Genomic DNA, 20820 nt, shown 5'->3' on the forward strand with positions numbered 1-20820 from the left:
AAATCTATGTCAGCCAAATACAACGAAATAGGAATTAACTACAATCAAACGCGTAAAGCGGATCCGTATTTAACAGAACAATTGTTAAAATATCTTAATCCGAACAAAGATGGCTCATATTTAGATATTGGTTGTGGCACAGGTAATTACACGTCTGAGTTGCAAAAAAAAGGTTTTCAGTTTATTGGTATAGATCCTTCTATTGAGATGCTTAAAAAAGCACAGTCTCAAAATACAGCTATAGAATGGAAAATTGGCTCTGCAGAAAAAACAAATTTACCTCAACATAGTATCGATGGTATTATTGGAACGTTAACTATTCATCATTGGACTAATCTCGCTCGAGCATTTTCAGAATTAAACTATATTCTAAAACCTAATGGAAAAATTGTCATCTTCACTTCTACTCCACAACAAATGAAAGGCTATTGGCTCAATCATTATTTTCCGAAAATGCTAAAAGATTCTATGCTACAAATGCCAACACTTGAAGCTGTAAAAGAAGCCATGAATCATAGTGAAATTCAAATAACTTCAACTGAAACGTACAACATAAAACCAGGTTTAAAAGATCATTTTTTGTACTGTGGTAAGCAAAACCCAGAATTATATTTTGATGAAAGTATAAGACATGGCATTTCGTCTTTTAGTGCATTAGCTAATAGAGATGAAATAGAATCGGGTCTAATAAGATTAAGAGAAGACATAGATAATGGAAAAATAGATGAAATTAGAAAATCTTATCAAAATGATTTGGGAGATTATCTTTATATTATTGGTGAGAAGACAGAAGTATAAACCTATTCCTTTTACATTACCTTTGTGATAACAAATAGTTCAGAAATTGCAAAAGAAAAAAGAACATCCAAAAGTAAAATCACAACTTCATCCAAGAAGTCAGCATAGAGAACGTTATAATTTTGATGCGCTAATAAAAAGCTCTCCAGAATTAGAAGCTTTTGTTGCACCAAATAAATATGGTGATGACTCTGTAGATTTTTTTAATCCTGAAGCCGTTTTAGCTTTAAATAAAGCCTTGTTAAAACACCATTATAAAGTTCAATTTTGGAAAATCCCTCAACATTATTTATGTCCTCCAATTCCGGGTCGTGCGGATTATATTCATAATATCGCTGATCTTTTAAAAGGAAATGAAACTGAAATTCCGAAAGGAAGTCATATTAAAGGTTTAGATATTGGTGTTGGTGCGAGTTGTATTTATCCAATTATTGGTAATTATGAATATGGATGGTCGTTTATTGGATCTGACACCAATGAAACTGCAATTACTTCAGCAAAAGCAATAGAACAAGGAAATCGTATTTTAAAATCCAATTTAGAAATTAGACGACAAGAAAAATCTAATGATTTTTTCTGGGGAATTTTAAAACCTGAAGAAAAAGTTGATTTTACCATGTGTAATCCACCATTTCATGCATCATTACAAGATGCCCAAAAAGCAAGTCTTAAAAAACTTAGAAATTTAAAAGGAAGACGACCAGACAAATCTGTTCTTAATTTTGGCGGTCAACAAAACGAATTATGGACTAAAGGTGGTGAAGCGCGTTTTGTAAAGGATATGATTTACGAGAGCAAACATTTTAGTAAACAATGCCTTTGGTTTACAAGTTTAATTTCAAAAGAAATAACACTAAAACCAACTTATAAAATATTGCAGAAAGTAAATGCTACTGATGTAAAAACTATTGAAATGGGACAAGGAAACAAAATTAGCCGATTTATTGCTTGGACGTTTTTATCTGAGCAAGAACAAAATGAATGGGTAAATGAACGTTGGTAAATCGAGTTATCTTTTAATATTGTAACCATTTATAGTTTTTATCGTCAAATAAAAAACTAGTCTAACTTTGGATAAAAAATGACAAATAGTTCCAATAAAGTAATTATAAATCAAAAAGGTTTCTTCATTGATTTGGTGATATATATTACAGTAATGTTTCTCATTAGAGAAGTTTATTTTTCAAATTTTGATTTTATTATAAATGGGTTATTTTGGTCACTCTCAACATTAGTTATTGCTATGTGGAGAATGAAAGTGAGAGGTATAACTTGGAAGGATTTAGGGTTATGTAAACCCAAAAGCATTAAAAAAACTTTGTTAGTTAGTGTCGGCATTTTAATTGCAACAATAGCATCTATTATATTTTTCAATATTATTAAAGACGCTCTACCTTTTCTAGCTGAACACGAAGTTTCTGAAGGTGGCTCTACATCTAAATTTGGAGATCTCAGAGGGAATTGGTTGCTTTTTTTTACAATTATTCCAATGGTATTAATTGAGTCGATGTTCGAAGAATTATTAGATAGAGGATTTCTAATGAACTGGCTCGAAAAATTATTTTCTTCTACTTCATTTGCTACTATTATCGCAGTTGTTTTACAAGCAGTCATTTTTGGTTTTAGACACTCAAATGATTTATCTGAAAGATCAATAACTGTTGGGCTTATTGGTTTAGTTATGGGAATTGCTTACGTAAAATTTGGTCGCAATTTGTGGCCCTTAATAATTGCACATTGCATATTAAATAGTATGTCTATGATAGAGCGCGTTATATAGAATCCATATTTCTAACCTACTTCATCTTTTACCTTACCTTTGCTACAAATTCTATTAAATGTCATTCAAAGATTTAGGACTTATAAAACCCTTACAAAAAGCAATTGACGCTTCTGGTTATGCAGAACCGACTTTAGTACAACAACAGTCTATTCCTTTGGTTTTAGAGCGAAAAGATATTATTGTATCTGCTCAAACTGGTACAGGTAAAACTGCAGCTTTTGCTTTACCAATTTTACAACAGCTTTATGATAAGCAAGATGCTCCAAAAAAAGGAAAGAAAATTAGAGCGTTAATTGTAAGTCCAACAAGAGAATTAGCCGTACAGATTCAACAGAATTTTAAGGTCTATTCACAGTTTACCAACCTAAGATCTTTTGTGGTTTTTGGTGGTACATCTATAGAACCGCAAATTGATATCTTAAAAAAAGGGGTTGACATTTTAGTTGCAACACCTGGTCGTTTACTCGATTTACACAAACAAGATTACATCAACCTAGATCACATAGAAACATTTGTTTTAGATGAAGCCGATTTAATGCTAGACATGGGTTTTATTGATGATGTAAAAAAGATTGAACGCCTTTGCCCAAAAGAGAAACAAACTTTACTATTCTCAGCAACTATTCCTTATAAAATTGAAGATTTAGCTAATACAATTCTTAAAAACCCTGAACGTATAGATGTTACTCCTACTCGCTCAGTAGCTAAAGATGTAAGTCAAGTTTTATATTACGTACCTAAACGTAACAAAATTGAATTGTGCTTGCATCTCTTACGAAATACGATTGAAGGCAACGTCCTTATTTTTAGACGCACAAAATATGGTGTGGACAAGCTTGAACAAACCTTATCTAAAAACGGTTATGCTGTAAATAGTATTCATGGAGATAAAGCGCAAAGCGAAAGACAAACCGCTCTCAATAAGTTTAAGAATGGCTACGTTAAAGTACTAATTGCTACAGATGTTGCAGCTCGTGGAATTGATATTAACGAACTCGATAATGTCTTTAATTTCGATATGCCAAACGTTCCTGAAACGTATGTACACAGAATTGGTAGAACTGGTCGTGCTGGTAATAGTGGTAAAGCGTATTCTTTATGTTCTGCTGATGAGAAAAGTTATGTGAAAAAAATTGAGCAGTCTATTAACGTTCAAATTCCTGTAGAAACAGAACATCCTTATCCTTTAGATCCTAAAGCAAAACCTATTGTACACAAAAAGAAAGGTAGCAAGTATAAAAAAGGACGTAAAAGCGAAGCTTCTAAGAAGAAGAAAAAACGTTGGTATTAATTAGCTTTTAGAATATGGATTACAAAACATTAATGTTTCTTCACCTATACACAGTAGTACCTTGTGTATTTATAGGCGGCTTTCTTTTAATCATTAAAAAAGGAACATTAATTCATAAAAGACTTGGCAGAATATATATGGTTTTAATGCTATTTACAGCCATAGTTACTCTTTTTATGCCAGCAGCTGTAGGTGGAAGGGTTCTCAATCACTTTGGTTGGATTCACTTGTTTAGCGCCTTAACTTTTTGGACAGTTCCTACCGCTTATATTGCTATTAAAAAAGGTAATATAAAAGCACACAAACGAAAAATGATATTACTCTATTTTGGTGCTATAGTTATTGCGGGTGCTTTTACGTTTACGCCTGGTCGTTATTTACATGACGTGTTTTTTGGCAGTTAGAACTATTCAAACTTCATTTTGAAAAGTAAATAATGCTTAATACCAAATTTCTCACCCCATTTTTCAATATCATCTCCAGATGTACCAACCTCGCACCATGATTTTGAACCATCTTCTCTTTCGTAAGGCAGAATATAAGCTAGAAAATAGAATTCTTCATTATAGCCAATTTTTAAATTACTTTCGTCAGCTAGATTTCTTAAACTATATTCATCAGATTCGATTGCATTAAATTCTCTTGTAAATCCTATTCTACCAATCTTGAAAGTCATCTTTAATTTATTCTTATAAGTCAATTTTGAAATAACTTTTAAATTAAAAATAGTGTCATTTATTTTTTGAAATTGCTCATAGGATAATTTTTTACTATTAACAATAGTTGTGTCTGAAACAATCTTGCCATCCCAAATTTCTTTAACGGTTAGATGATAGCTTTTTCCTTTTAACTCTGCTCCTAAGAATTTAATTCTCATGTAATCTATACCTTCAAAACTTAGAATATCTCTTACTTCTTCAATGTCTGACGAATACTCAGTTTCCATTTTTAAATCTGAAGGATTATTAAAGTCTACTTGAGTTTCTTGGGCTGTTAGTGCTCCGAAGCAACTTAATACAACGGCAAATACTTTTAGTTTTTTCATAAATTAATCTTTGTTAATTGTTTTGATTGAATCGTTGTGTGAGTATATAATCCCATTAACTATATCAAAGTAAATAAGACCCGTAGATTTCTCTTTTGGATTTGATGGCTTGGACATTAATCGGTTTCTTTCCTTCCTTTTTGGTTGCATCGTAACTTCGAACCCATCGTCTCCTACTAAATTTCTAGTATTATAACCAATAACTTCTAGACCGTGATTGAGATCTGGATAGAAAAAATGAATTTTTGAGTATTCAGAGAATAGGTCAAAACGTTGAAAACCCTCTGTCCAATTATAAAAGAAATACTCACTATTAAAATCTATAATCTTGTTACCTAAACCTATCTCACCTATTTCAACTTTTGTAAACTCTGAATGTATTTCAGTGTTTTTTAATTGTCCAATAAGCGCGTGCCGTGTATTTGCAAAACTGTATTGCCCACCAATAATTGCATTGGCTCTAAAATAACCATTGTCTACATCAAAAATGTTTAAAGGATTGCCTAGTACTTTAAATCTTAATTTAGAATTTCTAATATTCATTGTTGCACGATTATAAAAATCATCAATAAAAACTAAATTCGAGTTCTCTAAAGTAGCTCTTACGTGTATGTTTTCTGGAATCTTTATAACCATTTTAGAGATTATAAGATTATCAACGCTCCGGTTCCATCTCTCTGTTTGACGTGACGTTATTTTTAATGCACCACGTATTTTATTTCTAAATAATAATTCTGAATTAGTAATCTCGTTTATAACAGAATCTAAAGATTTTCTAATAATAGGTTTTGGCAATGAATCTTTTAATAAATTCTTTTTTTCAAAACGATCAATCAATAATTCATCAAAATCATAAACACTATGTCTTATGGTATTTCTGGTTTTTGATGAATATGTAATTTTATTGCCTTCCTTTTTACCTGAAACTATTAAATGTTTTAGCTGTCTTTCTTTAAGTTTTCTTCTTGTGTTTTTAAACTCTATTGTGTACTCAATATATACGTTATCATCTGGCGACTCAAATACTTGGGCAGACGTATTTTTTAAATTTAATACTAACGTTGTATTATCATTTGTGGTAAAATTTTCTTTATAAATAGTATGCTTTTCGTCCATTTCAATTTCAGACGTTTTTTGTGCATAAGCAACTGTTGATGTGATGAGTATCAGCAATAAAATTTTAAATTGATTTTTCATAATGTTCATTTTTTTGATTTAATATTTTAATGTGCTCTTGTATATCTTTTAATATTTGAAGTCGTGTTTGAAGATTTTCTACTAAAGCTTCAATAGTTATTATATTATCAGATTCATTTTTAAACTGAGTAGAAACTTCCTGATAGTCAACATCTAAGTCCTCTAGTTTCTTTTTGAAGCGTCCTACTAAAATCTCATCATCTGCAATAGCTATAAAACTCTCCCATTCTGTTTCGATATCTTTTAAATACTCTGCCTCAAAAGCCTCAATTTGTGCAACGATTGGAGATGTTTTCACTTCTTCAGGTTTGTCATAAAACAAACTAAAACCAATAGTTAATGCTATAAGTAATACAGCTGCTATTTTTAGCCAAGGAAAAGATGATTTTTGCTTAGATTGCTTATTTAGTTTTTCTAAAAACTCTGTTCTGTGATTTTTTGGAAGCGTTTTTAAATCATCTTCCTCCTTAAATAAATTTCTAATATCTCGCTTCATTATACTTTTGTTTTAATAGGTCTTGTAATTTTAATTTGCCACGTCTTAAATGTGTTCGAGAGGTTTTTATTGGAATTTCTAAAATGTCTGATATCTCTTGGTGATCGTAACCTTCAATTAAATAGAGTTGGACTACAATTTTATGTTTTTGGCTGAGTTGCTCTATCTCATTTAGGATTTCTTGTTTGGATATTGAACTGTCAAAATCCCAACCTTTATCCTCAATTAATTCCAATATTTCTACTTCATTATCACTAAATTCAATCTTGCGTTTCTTTAACATATCTAAACATTGATTGATAATGATTCGTTTTAACCAAGCTCCGAATGTTGCTTTCGGTTTATAGCTACTTATACTTACGAATGCTTTTAAAAACCCCTCTTGCATTGCATCTTTGGCATCTTCTTCATTATTAAGATAACGACATGCTATAGTATACATCGCTTTACAGTATTTGTCATAAATCTGCATTTGAGCAATCGGATTGCCTTTTCTGCTAGCTTCTATTAACGTATTATCTATGTTTTGCATCTAATTGGTTAGTGTTCTATTTTAAAAACGAAAAAAAAGTAAAAGGGTTTCAAAATTTTGAATAAAAAGACTGAGTTTAATTGAATATGCCTAAATTTAGAATTAATTATCAGCCAATCAAACTAACCATGAGTCAAGATTACAATAATCCTGCATTTAAAAAACTGCTTCAAAAACTACAAGAAGAAAGCTGGCAATTAGAATTACTAATTTCTGGTTTTGCCATTTTTGGTCTGTTTACTGCAATTGAACCTATTTTCGACAGTATGCGAGAAGCTCAAAACACCCGACAACTATCTGTATCTGTCATATATACTATCGGATTTATTTCTTGTGCTATTCTTATTTTTAATTTAATGTTCCATGTGTTGTTACGTGGTTTGTGGATTGGCGCATTGGGCTTGCGCTATGTATCTGGCGATATTGATTATGACGTTTTAAATTATAGTCCAAAATTCACTAAATACTTAAAGAAAAAAGTTGGTTCTTTTGACAAATATATTGGTACACTAGAAAATTATTGCAGTATCATATTTGCGATATCTTTTCTACTTATTTTCTATGTGCTAGCTATAACGTTTTCCATATTCACTATTGTCTTACTAGCTACTTATGTGTTGGATAGTGACACACTCCCTGGATGGATTTCTAAAGGTATAGGCATACCAGTTATGGTTTTTATATGTTTTGGCATGTTAATTACTTTTATTGATTTTATAACTCTTGGTTTTCTAAAGAAGAAAAAATGGATTTCTAAAATCTATTTCCCTATTTATTGGGTATTTAGTTTCATTACTTTATCCTTTTTATATCGTGCATTAGTTTATAATTTTTTAGATAATAAATTTGGAAGACGGCTCAGTTTAATCTTAGTGCCGTTTTATATATTAGCAGCTATAATGACGTCTTTCCATTACACAAAATCTAATTACATTAATAGCAACTTAAATTCTAGTAGCATCATGGCAAACTCTAGTAGCTATGAAAATTTGCTCATGGAGAACAAAACCTTTACAGATGATGTTATTATTCAATCTAAAGTAATCACAGATCCTTTTGTTAAAGTATTTATGTTGTATTCTGAAAATATTGAGGATCGTGTGTTTTATTACAATCCAAGTTTAGAACCAGATAAAGATGCAAGAGGTTTAGGTACAGACATTGTAATTACTTCTAACTTCTCTAGTGAAACTAAAATTGATAGCTTAAGGCAAGAGTACCTTAAAACAATTAACTCTATCTATACTATTAAAATAGACTCTACTACTTATAACAATGAATTGATTTTTGGACAGAATCTAAAAAAAGAGTTAGGTTTTGAAACCTATATTGGTACTAAAGAACTGAGAGAAGGCAAACACCTTTTAAAAGTAAGCAGACGTAGTATAGTAGAAGGTGATACGACATATTGGAGAGTCGCAAGAATTCCTTTCTGGTATTACCCTAACTAAAAAGCCATTCGTTTATCAAAATAATGCTTTAATAAAGGAATTTGAATACTTAACATTACTGCCAAGAATACCATTGCATACATTAAGGTTTTAGAAAAGTTAAAGGATATATTTTCTAAAGGATTTGAAACACTAGATAAATTAAAACGATCTAACCAACTGTTATTAGCAGAAGGCTCTTTAAAAATCATATAACCTATCAGTACAATAAAACCAATAGCTATTAGTGTCCAAACAGATTTTGGTATTAATGGCTTATAAACAGTTGCAGTAGAAATAGCTTCAACTTTAGACATTACTTTATCAGTAAAATCTAATGACGGTTGCTCTAATACTTCATTAGATAACAATTTATCGATAAATGCTTCTATTTTTTTCTCATCGCGTTCCATAATTCATACTGTTTTGAGGTTGTAAATACTGCTCTAATATAACAGCTAACTTTTTTCTTGCTCTAAAAAGTTTCACTTTAACTGTATTGGCTTCAATATTAATAATCTTAGATATCTCATCTAAAGAGAGCTCTTCAAAATAAAATAGTGTTAATAATGCACTACTATCTTCTGGTAATTTATTGATACAATTTTTAATAAGTGTATGTTTTTCTTCTTTAATTAAATTATCTAGTGCATTATCAATAGTATCTAATTTATTAAAAGTAAACTCATCTATTGCTACATCATTTAAATGTTTCTTATTCTTTTTAATACGATCTAAACAGGTATTATAAGTCACTTTATAAATCCAAGTCGAAAACTTAGAATCCCCTTTAAACTTATCTAACGACTTAAATACCTTTATAAATGTATCTTGTGCCACCTCTTCTGCTTCTTCTCTATGCTTTAACATACGCAAGGCCAAAGTAAATACCAAGTCCTTATAACGATTCACTAATTGCGTATACGCCTTAGTGTCGCCATTTTTAATGGATTCTATTAATTTTTTATCGTCGTTGGTGGTCATTTGTATTATTAAGACGACATAATATAATAATAGGTTACAAAAATGGATGAAAAATATTTTTTTTTCGAAAAAGTTGTAACCTCCATTCAAAACATGTCGTCATAAGCTATGAACAAAATAAAAATAATCAATTAAAAACAAACAATTATGCACGCAGGAGAAGTAATAATACCAATCACATTTTTCGCAATAATCTTTGGAGTATTTTATTTATACATATCATCTCGAAACAAAGAACGACTTGCTCTTATCGAAAAAGGGGCAGATGCAAGTATCTTTAATATAGGTAAACGATCTGGAGCATCGTGGAAAGTTATAGTTTTAAATCTAGCTTTTCTTTTAATGGGTATAGGACTAGGTGTACTATTTGCGAATATTTTAGAAACATATTCTAATTTAGACGATGATGCAGTATATCCATCAATGATATTCTTAATGGCTGGTGTTGGTCTATATGTAGGCTATACGCAAACCAGAAAAGCACTTGAGGACTAATAAATTAAAATCAATCAATTAGAAAAGCGTCTCATTTATGAGGCGTTTTTTTGTGGCATAAAAAATGTATATTTAATAAAAAGCATACAATTATTGTCATGCTGAATTTATTTCAGCATCTTTAATCATTAACAACTATAAATTTTATAGACACTGAAACAAGTTCAGTGTGGCGAGTTTAAAGTTTTAGTAATTCATTTTTATATTAAATGTATAAAGTTTTATTTATTCTTCTATTTATTGGACAAATATCCTTTGCTCAAATCATAGTTAAAGATAGCATTACAAATTATCCTGTAAGTTATGCGACTATATCTTTTGGTAATGGCAATGGCCTTTTTGCTGATGGTGAAGGCAAATTTTATTTCACTAAAAAACTCTATCCAGATATTGACTCCTTATTTATATCTGCATTAGGGTTTAAGAATCTTAATATATCGGCTCAAAATCTTCCGAGTGAATTATTAATGCAACCTCAAGCAGATGAGCTAGATGAAGTTGTTGTTGGTATAAAACTCAATAGAAAATTTAAAAAGGAATCATTAAAGCCTTATTTAGATGACGATTACTACAATTGCTGGTTGCCAACCATAGAATCTGAAATTGCCGTGTATTTCCCTAAAACAACAACCAAAGATCAAAAATTATCTAGTGTACAATTTCCTATTGCTTTAGAGTCTAAAGATTGGAAAAAACGCAAGCGTTCTAATAGTGATAAGAAAAAGTTCTCAACTTTATTTAAAGTACAATTTTATGCCAATAATGAAGGAGTTCCAGGAAAAACCTTAACATATCAAACGATTGTTTTTAGAGCCACTGAAAAAAATGGTGATGCCTACGAACTTAATGTTAAAGATTACGACATCTACATACCAAAAGATGGTTTTTTTGTATCCATTCAGGTTTTAGGTTATACTGATAAAGCAGGCAAACTGTTACCAAACAAAAAATACAAAGAGATAAAATCTAAAAATGGTGTCGTTAAGATTCCAACGAATTTTAGACCACTACTCCCATTTACTAATGAAATTAAAACTAAAAATACGTTTATAAAACGTGTCTTTATAAGTGGCAATAATTGGGTAAAGTTTGACAAAGGAAACGGTCTAGAATCTAGTTTACTCAAAAGAGATTTGTACAATTATGGTATTGGTCTAGCCTACAAAACCTATAAAGATGAATGAGTCTATTGGACTTAATGTAATGGCTGCTATTTATGTATTTGCTGGACTAATGCATTTTATAAAACCCAAAATCTACCTGCGAATTATGCCTAGACATTTATCTAATCACAAAGCTTTAGTTTATTTAAGCGGCATTGCTGAAATCCTATTGGATATCGGTTTATGTATTCCTATACTTAAAGTCATTTCAGTTTATGGCATTATCACAATGCTCGCTGTTTTCCTTTTAGTACATTTTTATATGCTATCTGGATAAAAAGCGTCTGCAGGCATCCCAAAATGGATTTTAATATTACGTATTCCGCTTCAGTTTGGATTAATGTATTGGGCTTGGATGTATTTGAATTAAAAACTACTCCACCACAAAATCAAAATAAGTTTCAGGAAATGGTTCCCAACGCAATGTAAAATGCCACCATTCTTTAGGATAGTTTCTAAAGTTATGTTTTAGCATAACTGTTTGTAGCAATTGTCTATTGGCTTTTTGCAATTCGGTAATGTCTTTATAATCTACCCAAGATTGTTCGCCAAAAAAATCATAAGGACTTCCCATATCAAGAGGTTCACCAGTTTCTCCATCAGTAATGGTTAAATCCAAGGTACTTCCTCTACTATGCCCTGAACGTGAAGCGATATAACCAGCTTTAAATAAATTACGCTTATCCACATCTGGATAAAACTGTTGTTTATTAAGAGTATCATTTAAATTCCTTGCCCAACGGATAAAATGATTAACAGCACCTTGTGGTCTGTAACCATCATAAACTTTTAAGCATAGATTTTGCTGCTGTAACTCTTCTTGTACGAGTTTTAATTTTTCGGCTGTAGCTTTAGTTATAATAAGCTTATTAGCTTTGTAGTTATCTATTGTATCACCAACAAAGTTATTTGTGGTGTAATACCTTAATTCTACATCTAAATCTGGAATCAGAGTTTTTGCATACACAAAACCTTCAGGTAATGTCTGCTTTTGATTAAAACCAAAGGTCATCAATGTAAAGCAAGCAACATATATGAGTGTTTTATAATTCATGTGCTATCTTTATTATTTTTATTTGTCACATGCAGTTCGTTATTAATCACTTTCCAAGTGTGATAAAACTATGAATATGCTCGTTTCATTTCTATGCACTAATTTAGACAAAAAATACACTATGAACTTGTTTTCGCAAGAGAAACAACATTTTAATCTCCCAAATGCAGAACTCTTCTATATACCCAATTTCTTTTCTAAAGAAGAGTCCGATTCCTATTATAAAACTGTAAAAACTGATACCAATTGGCAAAACGATGATATTACCTTATTCGGAAAAACCTATAAACAACCAAGGCTAACCGCTTTATTTGGAGAATCAGATCAACCTTATGGTTATTCTAATATCGTTATGCATCCAGAATCATTGACTCCAACTCTAAAAACTATTAAACAACGTATTGAAACAACCTCAAAACATAAATTCAATACAGTTTTAGTAAATCTATACAGAGATGGTAATGGTTGGCATGCGGATAATGAAAAAGAATTAGGTGAGAATCCTGTTATTGCTTCAGTTAGTTTTGGAGAAACACGTCCATTTCATTTTAAGCATAGAACACTAAAAGAACAACGGCATAAATTGAATTTAGAACATGGAAGCTTATTGATTATGAAAGGTGAAATGCAACAGCATTGGTTGCATCAAATTGCTAAAACTAAAAAGCTGATCGAGCCTAGAATTAATCTAACATTTAGGGAACTAACTACTTTATAAAAAATAAAAAGCCGAGATCCCTCAATCTCGGCTTTTCTAATTTGCTTTTTTACTATATTAAGCAGATTTAGGGTCTCTAAGTCAACATAACATAATGCAAATATTAATTAATTAATCCATTGAACTAAAAACTAAATTTTAGTACATGTCAAATATATAATTAGGTTTTAATTTCATCGCCTAAAAACACTATTAATCGATGTAATGCGTTTAATTTTAACATTTGAAGATGAAATAATGCATTTCATCGATGAAATGCATATGGTGAAAATTAAAATACCGTGTTTAATTATAATAAATTGGTATAAATCTTGTTTCAAACTTATGGTATCAATTCAATATGAATTAACTTTAAACGCATTAAAAAATTAAAATGAAGTCTTATTTAATTCTAGTTTTATCTTTAATTTTTTCCATTAGTTTTTGTCAAGAACAAACATATAATGAAAAAGAAGTGTCAATTTCAAAATGGATAGATGGTACATTATTAAGTCCCAATGATACTGAAAAACCAACCTTAGCAATACTAGTTGCAGATTCTGGTCCTACCAATCGTAACGGAAATCAGAATTTTCTTAAAAACAACTCTCTAAAAAAACTTGCCGAAGGATTAACTAACAATGGTATAGCAACATTTAGGTATGATAAGCGCATTGTAAAACAAATCCGTCAAGGTAAAGTAGATAAAAATATGATGTTTGATGACTTTATCAACGATGCCTCTGATGTCATTGATTATTTTAAAGATATAGAAAAGTACAGTGAAATTTATGTCATAGGTCATAGCCAAGGAAGTTTAGTTGGTATGATCGCTGCAAAAGATAAAGTTGACGGTTTTATTTCCCTTGCTGGATCTGGACAAAATATTGGAGATGTTTTAGTTGAACAAGCCACTAAAATGGCTCCTAAACTAGGAGAAGAAACACAACGAATAGTAGATCAATTAAAAGAAGGCAAAAGCGTAAACGATTATCCAGATGTTTTAGCCTCATTATTTGGACCAGATTTACAACCTTTTATGATCAATTGGATGAAATACAGTCCCACAGAAACTATCAAAGAACTCAAAATGCCAATTCTGCTTATTAATGGAACAAAAGACCTTCAGGTTTCTGAGAGTGAAGCTGAGTTACTTAAAACTGCAAATGAAAAAGCAAAATTGATTATTATAGAAAACATGAATCATGTCTTGTTTGAAATTAAAGGAGATGATTTAGAAAACTCAAAATCCTATAATGAATCTTTTAGAGCAATCTCACCAAAATTAGTAACCAAGATTACTGAGTTTATAAAGTCTTAAATTACATTACTCTTTATCTTTAATTGAAGTATTTCTGTCACATCAAGTGCAGTCGAGATGCTTATATATTCTCGATTACGCTAGAACTGACAGTATAATACGAATGTAAAAAATCATTACAAAATGAAAAAGCATCCCAACCACGAGATGCTTTTTTCTAACTAACCAACCAAATGTAATGTTACGATTTTGTAGTGTGTTACGCTATGGCAACTATCGTAATATTCATTACGCTTAGTATATAACAAATGGTGTGCCAAACTTTATTTTCTGTTTTTTTTATAAAAATTGTAACAAAAACATCTATTCACATACTTATATATTATATCTTTATGATATCATTTTAATATCATACTGATTTATAATGATTATTAACCAATTAAATTTTTAGATTATGAAAGAAGAAAGAATCATCGTTCCAGCAAATGGCTACCTAATGCTATTGTCATTTTTAATATTATTCTTTGGAAGTATTGCACTAATACCAATAACAGAAACAGGTTGGTCTGTATTTGGCATTGTTGCAGCACTTATATTAGCATTCGGGTTTTTAATGGTGCAGCCTAATGGCTCTAGAGTATTGCTTTTATTTGGTAAGTACGTTGGCACTATAAAAAAGAATGGCTTTTATTGGGTAAATCCTTTTTACACAAAAAAGAAGATTTCATTAAGAGCGAGTAATTTTGATAGTGAACGTCTTAAGGTTAATGATAAATTGGGTAACCCAATTATGATTAGTACAATTTTGGTATGGCGAGTACAAAACACATACAAAGCTGCTTTTGATGTAGATAATTACGAAAACTTTGTACGAGTACAAACTGATGCTGCAGTTCGTAAACTAGCTAGTATGTATCCTTATGATAATTTTGCAGACGAAGGACTTGCTGAAGATATCACTTTACGATCTAGTGTAAATGAAGTAAGTAATGCATTAGAAAAAGAAATTGACGAGCGATTATCTATTGCTGGTATCGAAGTTTTAGAAGCACGAATTGGATATTTAGCGTATGCACAAGAAATCGCTAATGCAATGTTAAAGCGCCAGCAAGCAACAGCAATCGTAGCCGCTAGACATAAAATTGTTGAAGGTGCTGTAAGTATGGTAGAAATGGCTATTGAAGAACTTAATAAAAAACAAGTTATAGATTTAGATGAAGAACGTAAAGCTGCAATGGTAAGTAATCTTATGGTGGTGCTTTGTGGAGATAAAGATGCATCACCAGTATTAAATACTGGAACTCTGAGTCATTAATATGAATAAAAATCAAACAATGAGTATCGCCTTAGGTAGTGCTTTTGGAACTAGCATTGGCACTACAATTGGCGCTGTAATTGATGACATAGCAATGAGTCTAGTATATGGTTCGTCAATAGGACTAATAATTGGTGTTATATTAGCATTAGTAGTATTTAAAGAAGATAAAACAAAAGAATAGCATGAAAGAATATAAAGTAATTCAACCAAGATTAGGTTTAAGAAATCGATTTCAAAAATATGAAGATCTATTAAATCAATATGCCAGGGAAGGATGGGAAGTAAAACATGTTGGGCAAAATTCACCTTTCATTATTTTAGAGAGGGACAAAAACAGATAGAACATGAAGACCAATAGACCTATACTAAAAGTGCCTTTTCAAACTATAGATATTGTCATTGAACTAGCTTCAATTACGATACTAATTTTAATGTGGATTCATCTCATAATAGAATATGGTAATTTACCAGAATCTGTAACATCTCATTTTAATGGTGCTGGTCAGCCAGATGATTATAGTAATAAGGTCATTTTATGGTTTTTGCCAACTTTAGCAGCAGTCTTATATATTGGTCTTTTTATATTGAGTCGTTTTCCACACCTTCATAATTATATGGTTAATATTACTGAAGAGAATGCATTAAAACAATATCGTTTTAGCACTAGATTATTACGCGTTATAAATTTTCTTTGCGCATTAATGTTTGCATATATTAATTACAAAATAATTATTGGAGCCAAAAACAACGTATCAAATTTAGGTATAGGGTTTACAATTATTGTTGTTGGTGTTAGTATCCTTTTACCCATATTTATTTATGTATATCAAAAAAAATTAAAATAATGAATCAGTTAAAATTCATGCTAGTAGCTTTTTTGCTAACGTTTCAGTCTTATTCTCAGTCAGAAATTATTGAAGAAGAAATTCTTATAAAAAATGACAGTATTCAATTACCAGGAACATTAACTTACGATAAAGCCTTAGATAAGCAACCACTTATTATTTACATACATGGCTCTGGTAAAGTAGATAGAAACGGAAACCAAAAAGATGCAAATGTTTCTGCAAATTATATAAAACTACTCTCAGATAGTCTTACTATAAGAGGAATTGCTTTTTATAGATATGATAAACGCACCTCTAAGATGAGCAACTTAATGCAGCTAACAAGTATGGAAGCTATTAAGCGCGAATTAACTTTAGATAAATTCGTTGAAGATGCCAAATTAGCTATCAATAAATTTAAGGAAGATCCGCGTTTTTCAGGAGTTACACTTATAGGACACAGTCAAGGTTCGTTAGTTGCAATGTTAGCTTCAGAAGCAGGAATAAATAAATATATTTCATTAGCAGGACCAGCAAAATCTTTTGATATATCTTTAATAAAACAGTTGAGACTTCAACTTAGTGATTCTATTGTAGATATTGTTGACAATCATTTTAAGGAATTAAAAGCAACAGGGAATATTAAAAAAGTAGATCCAGATCCTACAATAAGTATTTTATTTAGCAAGGCTAATCTCCCTTTCATAAGGTCTTGGTCAGTTTATATCCCTACAGAAGAAATAAAAAAAGTAAAGGTTCCTACTTTGATTCTGAATGGCACTAAAGACAATCAAGTTTTAGAAGAAGATGCAAAAGCCTTACATAAAGCAAAGCCAGATGCAGAGTTTCTTATGATTGAAAATATGAATCATCCATTGAAAACCGTAACCAATGATGAAGACAATGAAAAATCACTTTATTCACCGGATTTTCCATTGTCAGAAGAATTAATAAGCGTGATAACAGAATTTATAAAGAAATAAAAAGCAATGTCTAAAAAGAAAGCCTTTGCATTACGAATCAATGAAGAGATGCTGAAAGCCGTTGAAAAATGGGCTTCAGATGAGTTTCGTAGTACTAACGGTCAAATAGAATGGATGCTAATGCAATATTTAAGAGAGCATAATAAACAACCCAAAAAGAAAGACAATCCTAAAGATGAAAAGTGACCGTTTCCGATCACTTTTTTTATGTGTTTAATTTTGGTATTTTGCACATTCTAAACTCATCCTAACTATGGACACTACACCAATAATTACCGACGATACTATTGTTTTTGGACTCTTAATGCTTGCATTAGGGTTTGTCTTTTTAACAGAATCTATAAAAACAGGATTTTGGTCAAAGTTTTACAAAATCGTCCCTGGATTATTTATGGCATATATGTTACCTGCTATTTTAACAACAACAGGTTTAATTTCACCAGAATGGATATCAATTTCAGAAACAGGTGTAGAAACTGAACATAGTTCTAGTCTGTATTATATGGCCAGCCGTTATTTGTTACCTGCAGCTCTGGTTTTAATGACCTTAAGCATCGATTTAAAAGCGGTTTTTAATTTAGGTTGGAAAGCTCTAGTAATGTTCTTTACTGGAACTTTAGGTATAGTTATTGGTGGACCTATCGCAATTTTGCTTATAGCAACCTTTTCCCCAGAAACTGTTGGAGGTATTGGTCCAGATGCGGTTTGGAGAGGACTTTCTACACTAGCTGGAAGCTGGATTGGTGGTGGTGCTAACCAAACAGCAATGTTAGAAATTTATGGTTATAACCAAGCTAAATACGGAGCAATGGTCTTTGTAGATATCGTTGTAGCTAATTTGTGGATGGCTATTATTTTAATAGGAATAGGAAAAAGAAATCGAATTAATAAATGGTTAAAAGCAGATACATCATCGATAGAAGAACTTAAAGAGAAAATGTCAACGTTTTCGGAAAAAGTAAAACGAAACCCTTCGCTTACTGATATTATGATTATTGGAGCCATTGCTTTTGGTACAGTAAGTATTGCTCATTTATGTTCAAACTTTATGGCACCCTTCTTTAAAGATTTAGTCACAGGTATTGAATCACCAACAACACGAAACATATTTACATTCTTGGGCTCAAAATTCTTTTGGATGATAAGTATTGCAACACTAATTGCTATTCTATTATCTAATACTAAAGCTAAAAATTATGAAGGCGCTGGAGCTAGTAAATTCGGAAGCGTATTCATTTATATACTTGTAGCAACAATTGGTATGAAAATGGACTTAACACTCATTTTTGATAATGTTGGTCTTATAGCCATTGGTGTTGTATGGATGACAATACATGCTTTACTTTTAATTGGTGTTGCTAAATTAATTAAAGCTCCTTATTTCTTTTTAGCTGTAGGTAGTCAAGCCAATGTTGGTGGTGCTGCTTCTGCTCCTATTGTAGCGTCAGCTTTTCACCCTTCTTTGGCAACTGTTGGTGTACTACTTGCTGTTTTTGGTTATGCTATCGGAACTATTGCCGCCATAGGCTGCACAATTTTAATGGAATTAGCCGCAGCTGGTTAGTAATTTTAAAACTATTGTAAGATATTTGCGCACCTAATTATTTTAAACACAACATGACGAAATTAAATAAAGCCCTAAGTCTCATTATTCTAGCACTGATAGTAGTCTCTTGTAGTAAAGACAAAGAAGCTAACTTCACATTAAAAGGCAGTGTAAAAGGGCTTAAGAAAGGCGTGGTTTATCTCCAAAAAAATGGTGACTCAACTTCTATCATAGATTTGGATTCTTTGGTCATAACTGGTCAGTCAGAATTTACTTTAAAAACCAATATAGAAGAACCAATTATACTATATCTAAAGTTATTTAAGAATGACGGAGAAGAACATTACATTCCATTTTTTGCAGATAAAGGTGTAACCAAAATTGAGACAACATTAAAGAAATTTAATTATGATTCGAAAATTACAGGCTCTAAACAACAAGAACTTTTAAATGAATACACAGATATAATGTCTCAGTTCAATAATCAAAATTTAGAATTGATTGAAGCAAATTTCTTAGCACAAAAAGCTAACGATAGCATAGCAGTAGACTCTTTAAATAAGCAATCAGAAAAACTTATAAAACGTAAATACGCTTACACTATTCAGTTTGCAATGAATAATAAGGATAATGAAATTGCTCCATATTTAGCATTGTATGAAATTCCTTCTGCAAATCCAATTTATATCGATTCGGTTTATAATGGTTTAACCGATAACATTAAAAATTCATACTACGGAAAGAAGCTCAACGAAGTTATAGCTAATAGAAAGCTTGTAGAATAAAATAGTCTCATTTTTGCGTTGTATCATGACTTAAAAAAGTTCTAACAAATGAAATTTAGAAAAGCGATAAAAAATGATATTTCAAAGATAGTTGAAATGATTGCTGATGATGAACTAGGAAAGGAAAGAGAAAATTTTAAAAACCCACTACCAGATAGTTATTTAAATGCATTCGAGAAAATAGATTCAGATCAAAATCAAGAGCTCATTGTTGTAGAGAATGACAATTTAGAAATCATTGGAACTTTGCAGCTTACATTTATTCAATATTTAACCTATCAAGGAGGAGTAAGGGCTCAAATTGAAGCTGTAAGAATTAGAAAAGACCAAAGAGGTCTTGGGCTTGGAAAAACAATGTTCAAATGGGCTATTGAACGTGCAAAAACTCGAAAAGCGCATTTGTTACAATTAACTACAGATAAAAAAAGACCTGAAGCCATAAAATTTTATGAGGCCTTAGGTTTTAAAGATTCTCATGAAGGCATGAAAATGCACTTCACAAATAGTTGAAACTTAGCGTATCTAACAAAGACTTAAACAAAAAAACTCTAACTACTTAACTAAGTAATTAGAGTTTATACTTTTGGAGCCGATGGAGGGACTCGAACCCACGACCTGCTGATTACAAATCAGCTGCTCTAGCCAGCTGAGCTACATCGGCAAAAATAGTTGCAAATTTAAATTGAAACTTGCAATCTCTTTTATTTTAATTTGTTGATTTTTTCGATAAGACCTCTACCCTTTGATTCCAAATCACCACTAATAGCCTTAAAGTGTGCTTTTTTGTTCTCGACACTTCTATCATTAACACGAGTAATAAGCTCATCAAATGTTGCGATAGCCTCGTCAATAACAGCATCACTCTCTTTTGTTGGCTTTTCAGCATTTGCTAGTTCCCAAACGTAAACTGCTTCAATGATATCTCCTAAAACGTAGTTTATATCTTTCTTTAAATCTCTTTTATTAGCCATAATAGTTCTATTTTTATAGGTGCAAAAATACTAAATCCTTTTAGTTTTTTTATTGAATTTTATTTGAAGTTTTTAAATGTATACTTCTAGCAGTTTTGCATAATCAGTCTTTAAATTATAATTCTTAATTACAGCAGGAATCAGTATTGTTTCACCTTTAGAAA

At 31.0% G+C, this 20820-nt stretch carries 27 protein-coding genes, 1 tRNA gene and 1 pseudogene; 20 read left to right on the forward strand and 9 right to left on the reverse strand.

Annotation, left to right across the window (positions count from 1 at the left end; all coding sequences use genetic code 11):
• Nucleotides 1–6 precede the first annotated feature (6 nt).
• From QZZ53_RS04660 to QZZ53_RS04680, 5 genes are all read left to right on the forward strand, one after another.
• Nucleotides 7–798 (forward strand): class I SAM-dependent methyltransferase, encoded by a 792-nt coding sequence (locus tag QZZ53_RS04660; RefSeq protein WP_296382019.1) that lies wholly within the window; start codon nt 7–9, stop codon nt 796–798.
• Nucleotides 799–844: 46 nt separating this feature from the next.
• On the forward strand, nt 845–1801 hold the full coding sequence (gene rlmF, locus QZZ53_RS04665; RefSeq protein ID WP_296382022.1) for a 23S rRNA (adenine(1618)-N(6))-methyltransferase RlmF: 957 nt from the start codon (nt 845–847) through the stop codon (nt 1799–1801).
• A gap of 78 nt (nt 1802–1879) precedes the next feature.
• Complete coding sequence (locus tag QZZ53_RS04670; protein WP_296382024.1) at nt 1880–2578, forward strand: CPBP family intramembrane glutamic endopeptidase; 699 nt, start codon at nt 1880–1882, stop codon at nt 2576–2578.
• Nucleotides 2579–2636: 58 nt separating this feature from the next.
• The gene (locus tag QZZ53_RS04675) at nt 2637–3872 is read left to right on the forward strand and encodes a DEAD/DEAH box helicase (protein ID WP_296382026.1); all 1236 of its coding nucleotides are present in this window, start codon (nt 2637–2639) and stop codon (nt 3870–3872) included.
• Between the two features lie 14 nt (nt 3873–3886).
• Nucleotides 3887–4276: a DUF2306 domain-containing protein gene (locus QZZ53_RS04680; RefSeq protein WP_296382028.1), complete on the forward strand. Its 390-nt coding sequence runs from the start codon at nt 3887–3889 to the stop codon at nt 4274–4276.
• 2 nt (nt 4277–4278) lie between these two features.
• Here the strand turns inward: QZZ53_RS04680 and QZZ53_RS04685 are convergent, their stop codons facing one another.
• From QZZ53_RS04685 to QZZ53_RS04700, 4 genes are read right to left on the reverse strand one after another with little or no spacing between them, the layout of a single operon-like run.
• A complete protein-coding gene (locus tag QZZ53_RS04685) occupies nt 4279–4917 on the reverse strand; it encodes a hypothetical protein (protein WP_296382030.1) in 639 nt (212 codons plus the stop codon).
• Nucleotides 4918–4920: 3 nt separating this feature from the next.
• Nucleotides 4921–6114 carry a hypothetical protein gene (locus QZZ53_RS04690; protein ID WP_296382032.1) on the reverse strand — a complete coding sequence of 398 codons (1194 nt, stop codon included), beginning with the start codon at nt 6112–6114 and terminating at the stop codon, nt 4921–4923.
• Entirely contained in the window at nt 6098–6610 is a 513-nt protein-coding gene (locus tag QZZ53_RS04695) for a hypothetical protein (protein WP_296382034.1), read from the reverse strand. The genes QZZ53_RS04690 and QZZ53_RS04695 overlap by 17 nt, the downstream gene beginning before the upstream one ends.
• A complete protein-coding gene (locus tag QZZ53_RS04700) occupies nt 6594–7142 on the reverse strand; it encodes a sigma-70 family RNA polymerase sigma factor (protein WP_296382036.1) in 549 nt (182 codons plus the stop codon). Before QZZ53_RS04700 ends, QZZ53_RS04695 begins: the two co-directional genes overlap by 17 nt.
• 128 nt (nt 7143–7270) lie before the next feature.
• Between QZZ53_RS04700 and QZZ53_RS04705 the strand changes: the two genes are divergently transcribed.
• Nucleotides 7271–8593 (forward strand): hypothetical protein, encoded by a 1323-nt coding sequence (locus QZZ53_RS04705; RefSeq protein WP_296382038.1) that lies wholly within the window; start codon nt 7271–7273, stop codon nt 8591–8593.
• On the opposite strand, the gene QZZ53_RS04710 is transcribed toward QZZ53_RS04705, so the two are convergent.
• Together QZZ53_RS04710 and QZZ53_RS04715 are read right to left on the reverse strand one after the other, a co-directional pair.
• Entirely contained in the window at nt 8590–8985 is a 396-nt protein-coding gene (locus tag QZZ53_RS04710; protein ID WP_296382040.1) for a hypothetical protein, read from the reverse strand. The two genes, QZZ53_RS04705 and QZZ53_RS04710, sit on opposite strands and share 4 nt — an antisense overlap.
• Nucleotides 8972–9556, reverse strand: a complete 585-nt coding sequence (locus QZZ53_RS04715; RefSeq protein WP_296382044.1) for a sigma-70 family RNA polymerase sigma factor — start codon at nt 9554–9556, stop codon at nt 8972–8974. The genes QZZ53_RS04710 and QZZ53_RS04715 overlap by 14 nt, the downstream gene beginning before the upstream one ends.
• Before the next feature lie 147 nt (nt 9557–9703).
• On the opposite strand from QZZ53_RS04715, the gene QZZ53_RS04720 reads away from it, so the two are divergent.
• From QZZ53_RS04720 to QZZ53_RS04730, 3 genes and pseudogenes are all read left to right on the forward strand, one after another.
• Entirely contained in the window at nt 9704–10051 is a 348-nt protein-coding gene (locus QZZ53_RS04720) for a DUF6249 domain-containing protein (protein WP_296382046.1), read from the forward strand.
• Nucleotides 10052–10260: 209 nt separating this feature from the next.
• Nucleotides 10261–11235 carry a hypothetical protein gene (locus QZZ53_RS04725; protein WP_296382048.1) on the forward strand — a complete coding sequence of 325 codons (975 nt, stop codon included), beginning with the start codon at nt 10261–10263 and terminating at the stop codon, nt 11233–11235.
• A pseudogene (locus QZZ53_RS04730) lies at nt 11228–11584 on the forward strand (hypothetical protein). The gene QZZ53_RS04725 and the pseudogene QZZ53_RS04730 overlap by 8 nt, the downstream one beginning before the upstream one ends.
• A gap of 3 nt (nt 11585–11587) precedes the next feature.
• Here QZZ53_RS04730 and QZZ53_RS04735 read toward each other — a convergent pair.
• The gene (locus QZZ53_RS04735; protein ID WP_296382051.1) at nt 11588–12268 is read right to left on the reverse strand and encodes a M15 family metallopeptidase; all 681 of its coding nucleotides are present in this window, start codon (nt 12266–12268) and stop codon (nt 11588–11590) included.
• Nucleotides 12269–12389: 121 nt separating this feature from the next.
• Here QZZ53_RS04735 and QZZ53_RS04740 point away from each other — a divergent pair, with 121 nt between their 5' ends.
• From QZZ53_RS04740 to QZZ53_RS04790, 11 genes are all read left to right on the forward strand, one after another.
• Nucleotides 12390–12986 (forward strand): alpha-ketoglutarate-dependent dioxygenase AlkB, encoded by a 597-nt coding sequence (locus tag QZZ53_RS04740; protein ID WP_296382053.1) that lies wholly within the window; start codon nt 12390–12392, stop codon nt 12984–12986.
• Nucleotides 12987–13359: 373 nt separating this feature from the next.
• The gene (locus QZZ53_RS04745; RefSeq protein ID WP_296382055.1) at nt 13360–14286 is read left to right on the forward strand and encodes an alpha/beta hydrolase; all 927 of its coding nucleotides are present in this window, start codon (nt 13360–13362) and stop codon (nt 14284–14286) included.
• 394 nt (nt 14287–14680) lie between these two features.
• Nucleotides 14681–15541, forward strand: coding sequence for an SPFH domain-containing protein (locus QZZ53_RS04750; RefSeq protein WP_296382058.1), 861 nt, complete (start codon nt 14681–14683; stop codon nt 15539–15541).
• 19 nt (nt 15542–15560) lie between these two features.
• Nucleotides 15561–15725: a hypothetical protein gene (locus QZZ53_RS04755; RefSeq protein WP_296382060.1), complete on the forward strand. Its 165-nt coding sequence runs from the start codon at nt 15561–15563 to the stop codon at nt 15723–15725.
• Nucleotide 15726: 1 nt separating this feature from the next.
• Entirely contained in the window at nt 15727–15885 is a 159-nt protein-coding gene (locus QZZ53_RS04760; protein ID WP_296382062.1) for a DUF4177 domain-containing protein, read from the forward strand.
• A 3-nt stretch (nt 15886–15888) separates the two neighbouring features.
• Complete coding sequence (locus tag QZZ53_RS04765; RefSeq protein ID WP_296382064.1) at nt 15889–16389, forward strand: DUF1648 domain-containing protein; 501 nt, start codon at nt 15889–15891, stop codon at nt 16387–16389.
• A gap of 17 nt (nt 16390–16406) precedes the next feature.
• On the forward strand, nt 16407–17354 hold the full coding sequence (locus QZZ53_RS04770; protein ID WP_296382066.1) for an alpha/beta hydrolase: 948 nt from the start codon (nt 16407–16409) through the stop codon (nt 17352–17354).
• A gap of 6 nt (nt 17355–17360) precedes the next feature.
• Complete coding sequence (locus QZZ53_RS04775; RefSeq protein WP_296382068.1) at nt 17361–17540, forward strand: Arc family DNA binding domain-containing protein; 180 nt, start codon at nt 17361–17363, stop codon at nt 17538–17540.
• 67 nt (nt 17541–17607) lie between these two features.
• Nucleotides 17608–18918: a DUF819 family protein gene (locus tag QZZ53_RS04780; RefSeq protein ID WP_296382069.1), complete on the forward strand. Its 1311-nt coding sequence runs from the start codon at nt 17608–17610 to the stop codon at nt 18916–18918.
• A 53-nt stretch (nt 18919–18971) separates the two neighbouring features.
• Nucleotides 18972–19685 carry a DUF4369 domain-containing protein gene (locus QZZ53_RS04785; protein ID WP_296382071.1) on the forward strand — a complete coding sequence of 238 codons (714 nt, stop codon included), beginning with the start codon at nt 18972–18974 and terminating at the stop codon, nt 19683–19685.
• A gap of 48 nt (nt 19686–19733) precedes the next feature.
• A complete protein-coding gene (locus tag QZZ53_RS04790) occupies nt 19734–20195 on the forward strand; it encodes a GNAT family N-acetyltransferase (protein ID WP_296382074.1) in 462 nt (153 codons plus the stop codon).
• A gap of 74 nt (nt 20196–20269) precedes the next feature.
• Here the strand turns inward: QZZ53_RS04790 and QZZ53_RS04795 are convergent.
• Nucleotides 20270–20346 (reverse strand) — tRNA-Thr (locus tag QZZ53_RS04795).
• 40 nt (nt 20347–20386) lie between these two features.
• Nucleotides 20387–20656: a hypothetical protein gene (locus QZZ53_RS04800; RefSeq protein ID WP_296382076.1), complete on the reverse strand. Its 270-nt coding sequence runs from the start codon at nt 20654–20656 to the stop codon at nt 20387–20389.
• Nucleotides 20657–20820: the final 164 nt, after the last annotated feature.

The sequence above is a fragment of the Winogradskyella sp. genome, from assembly GCF_016744625.1.
GTDB lineage: Bacteria > Bacteroidota > Bacteroidia > Flavobacteriales > Flavobacteriaceae > Winogradskyella.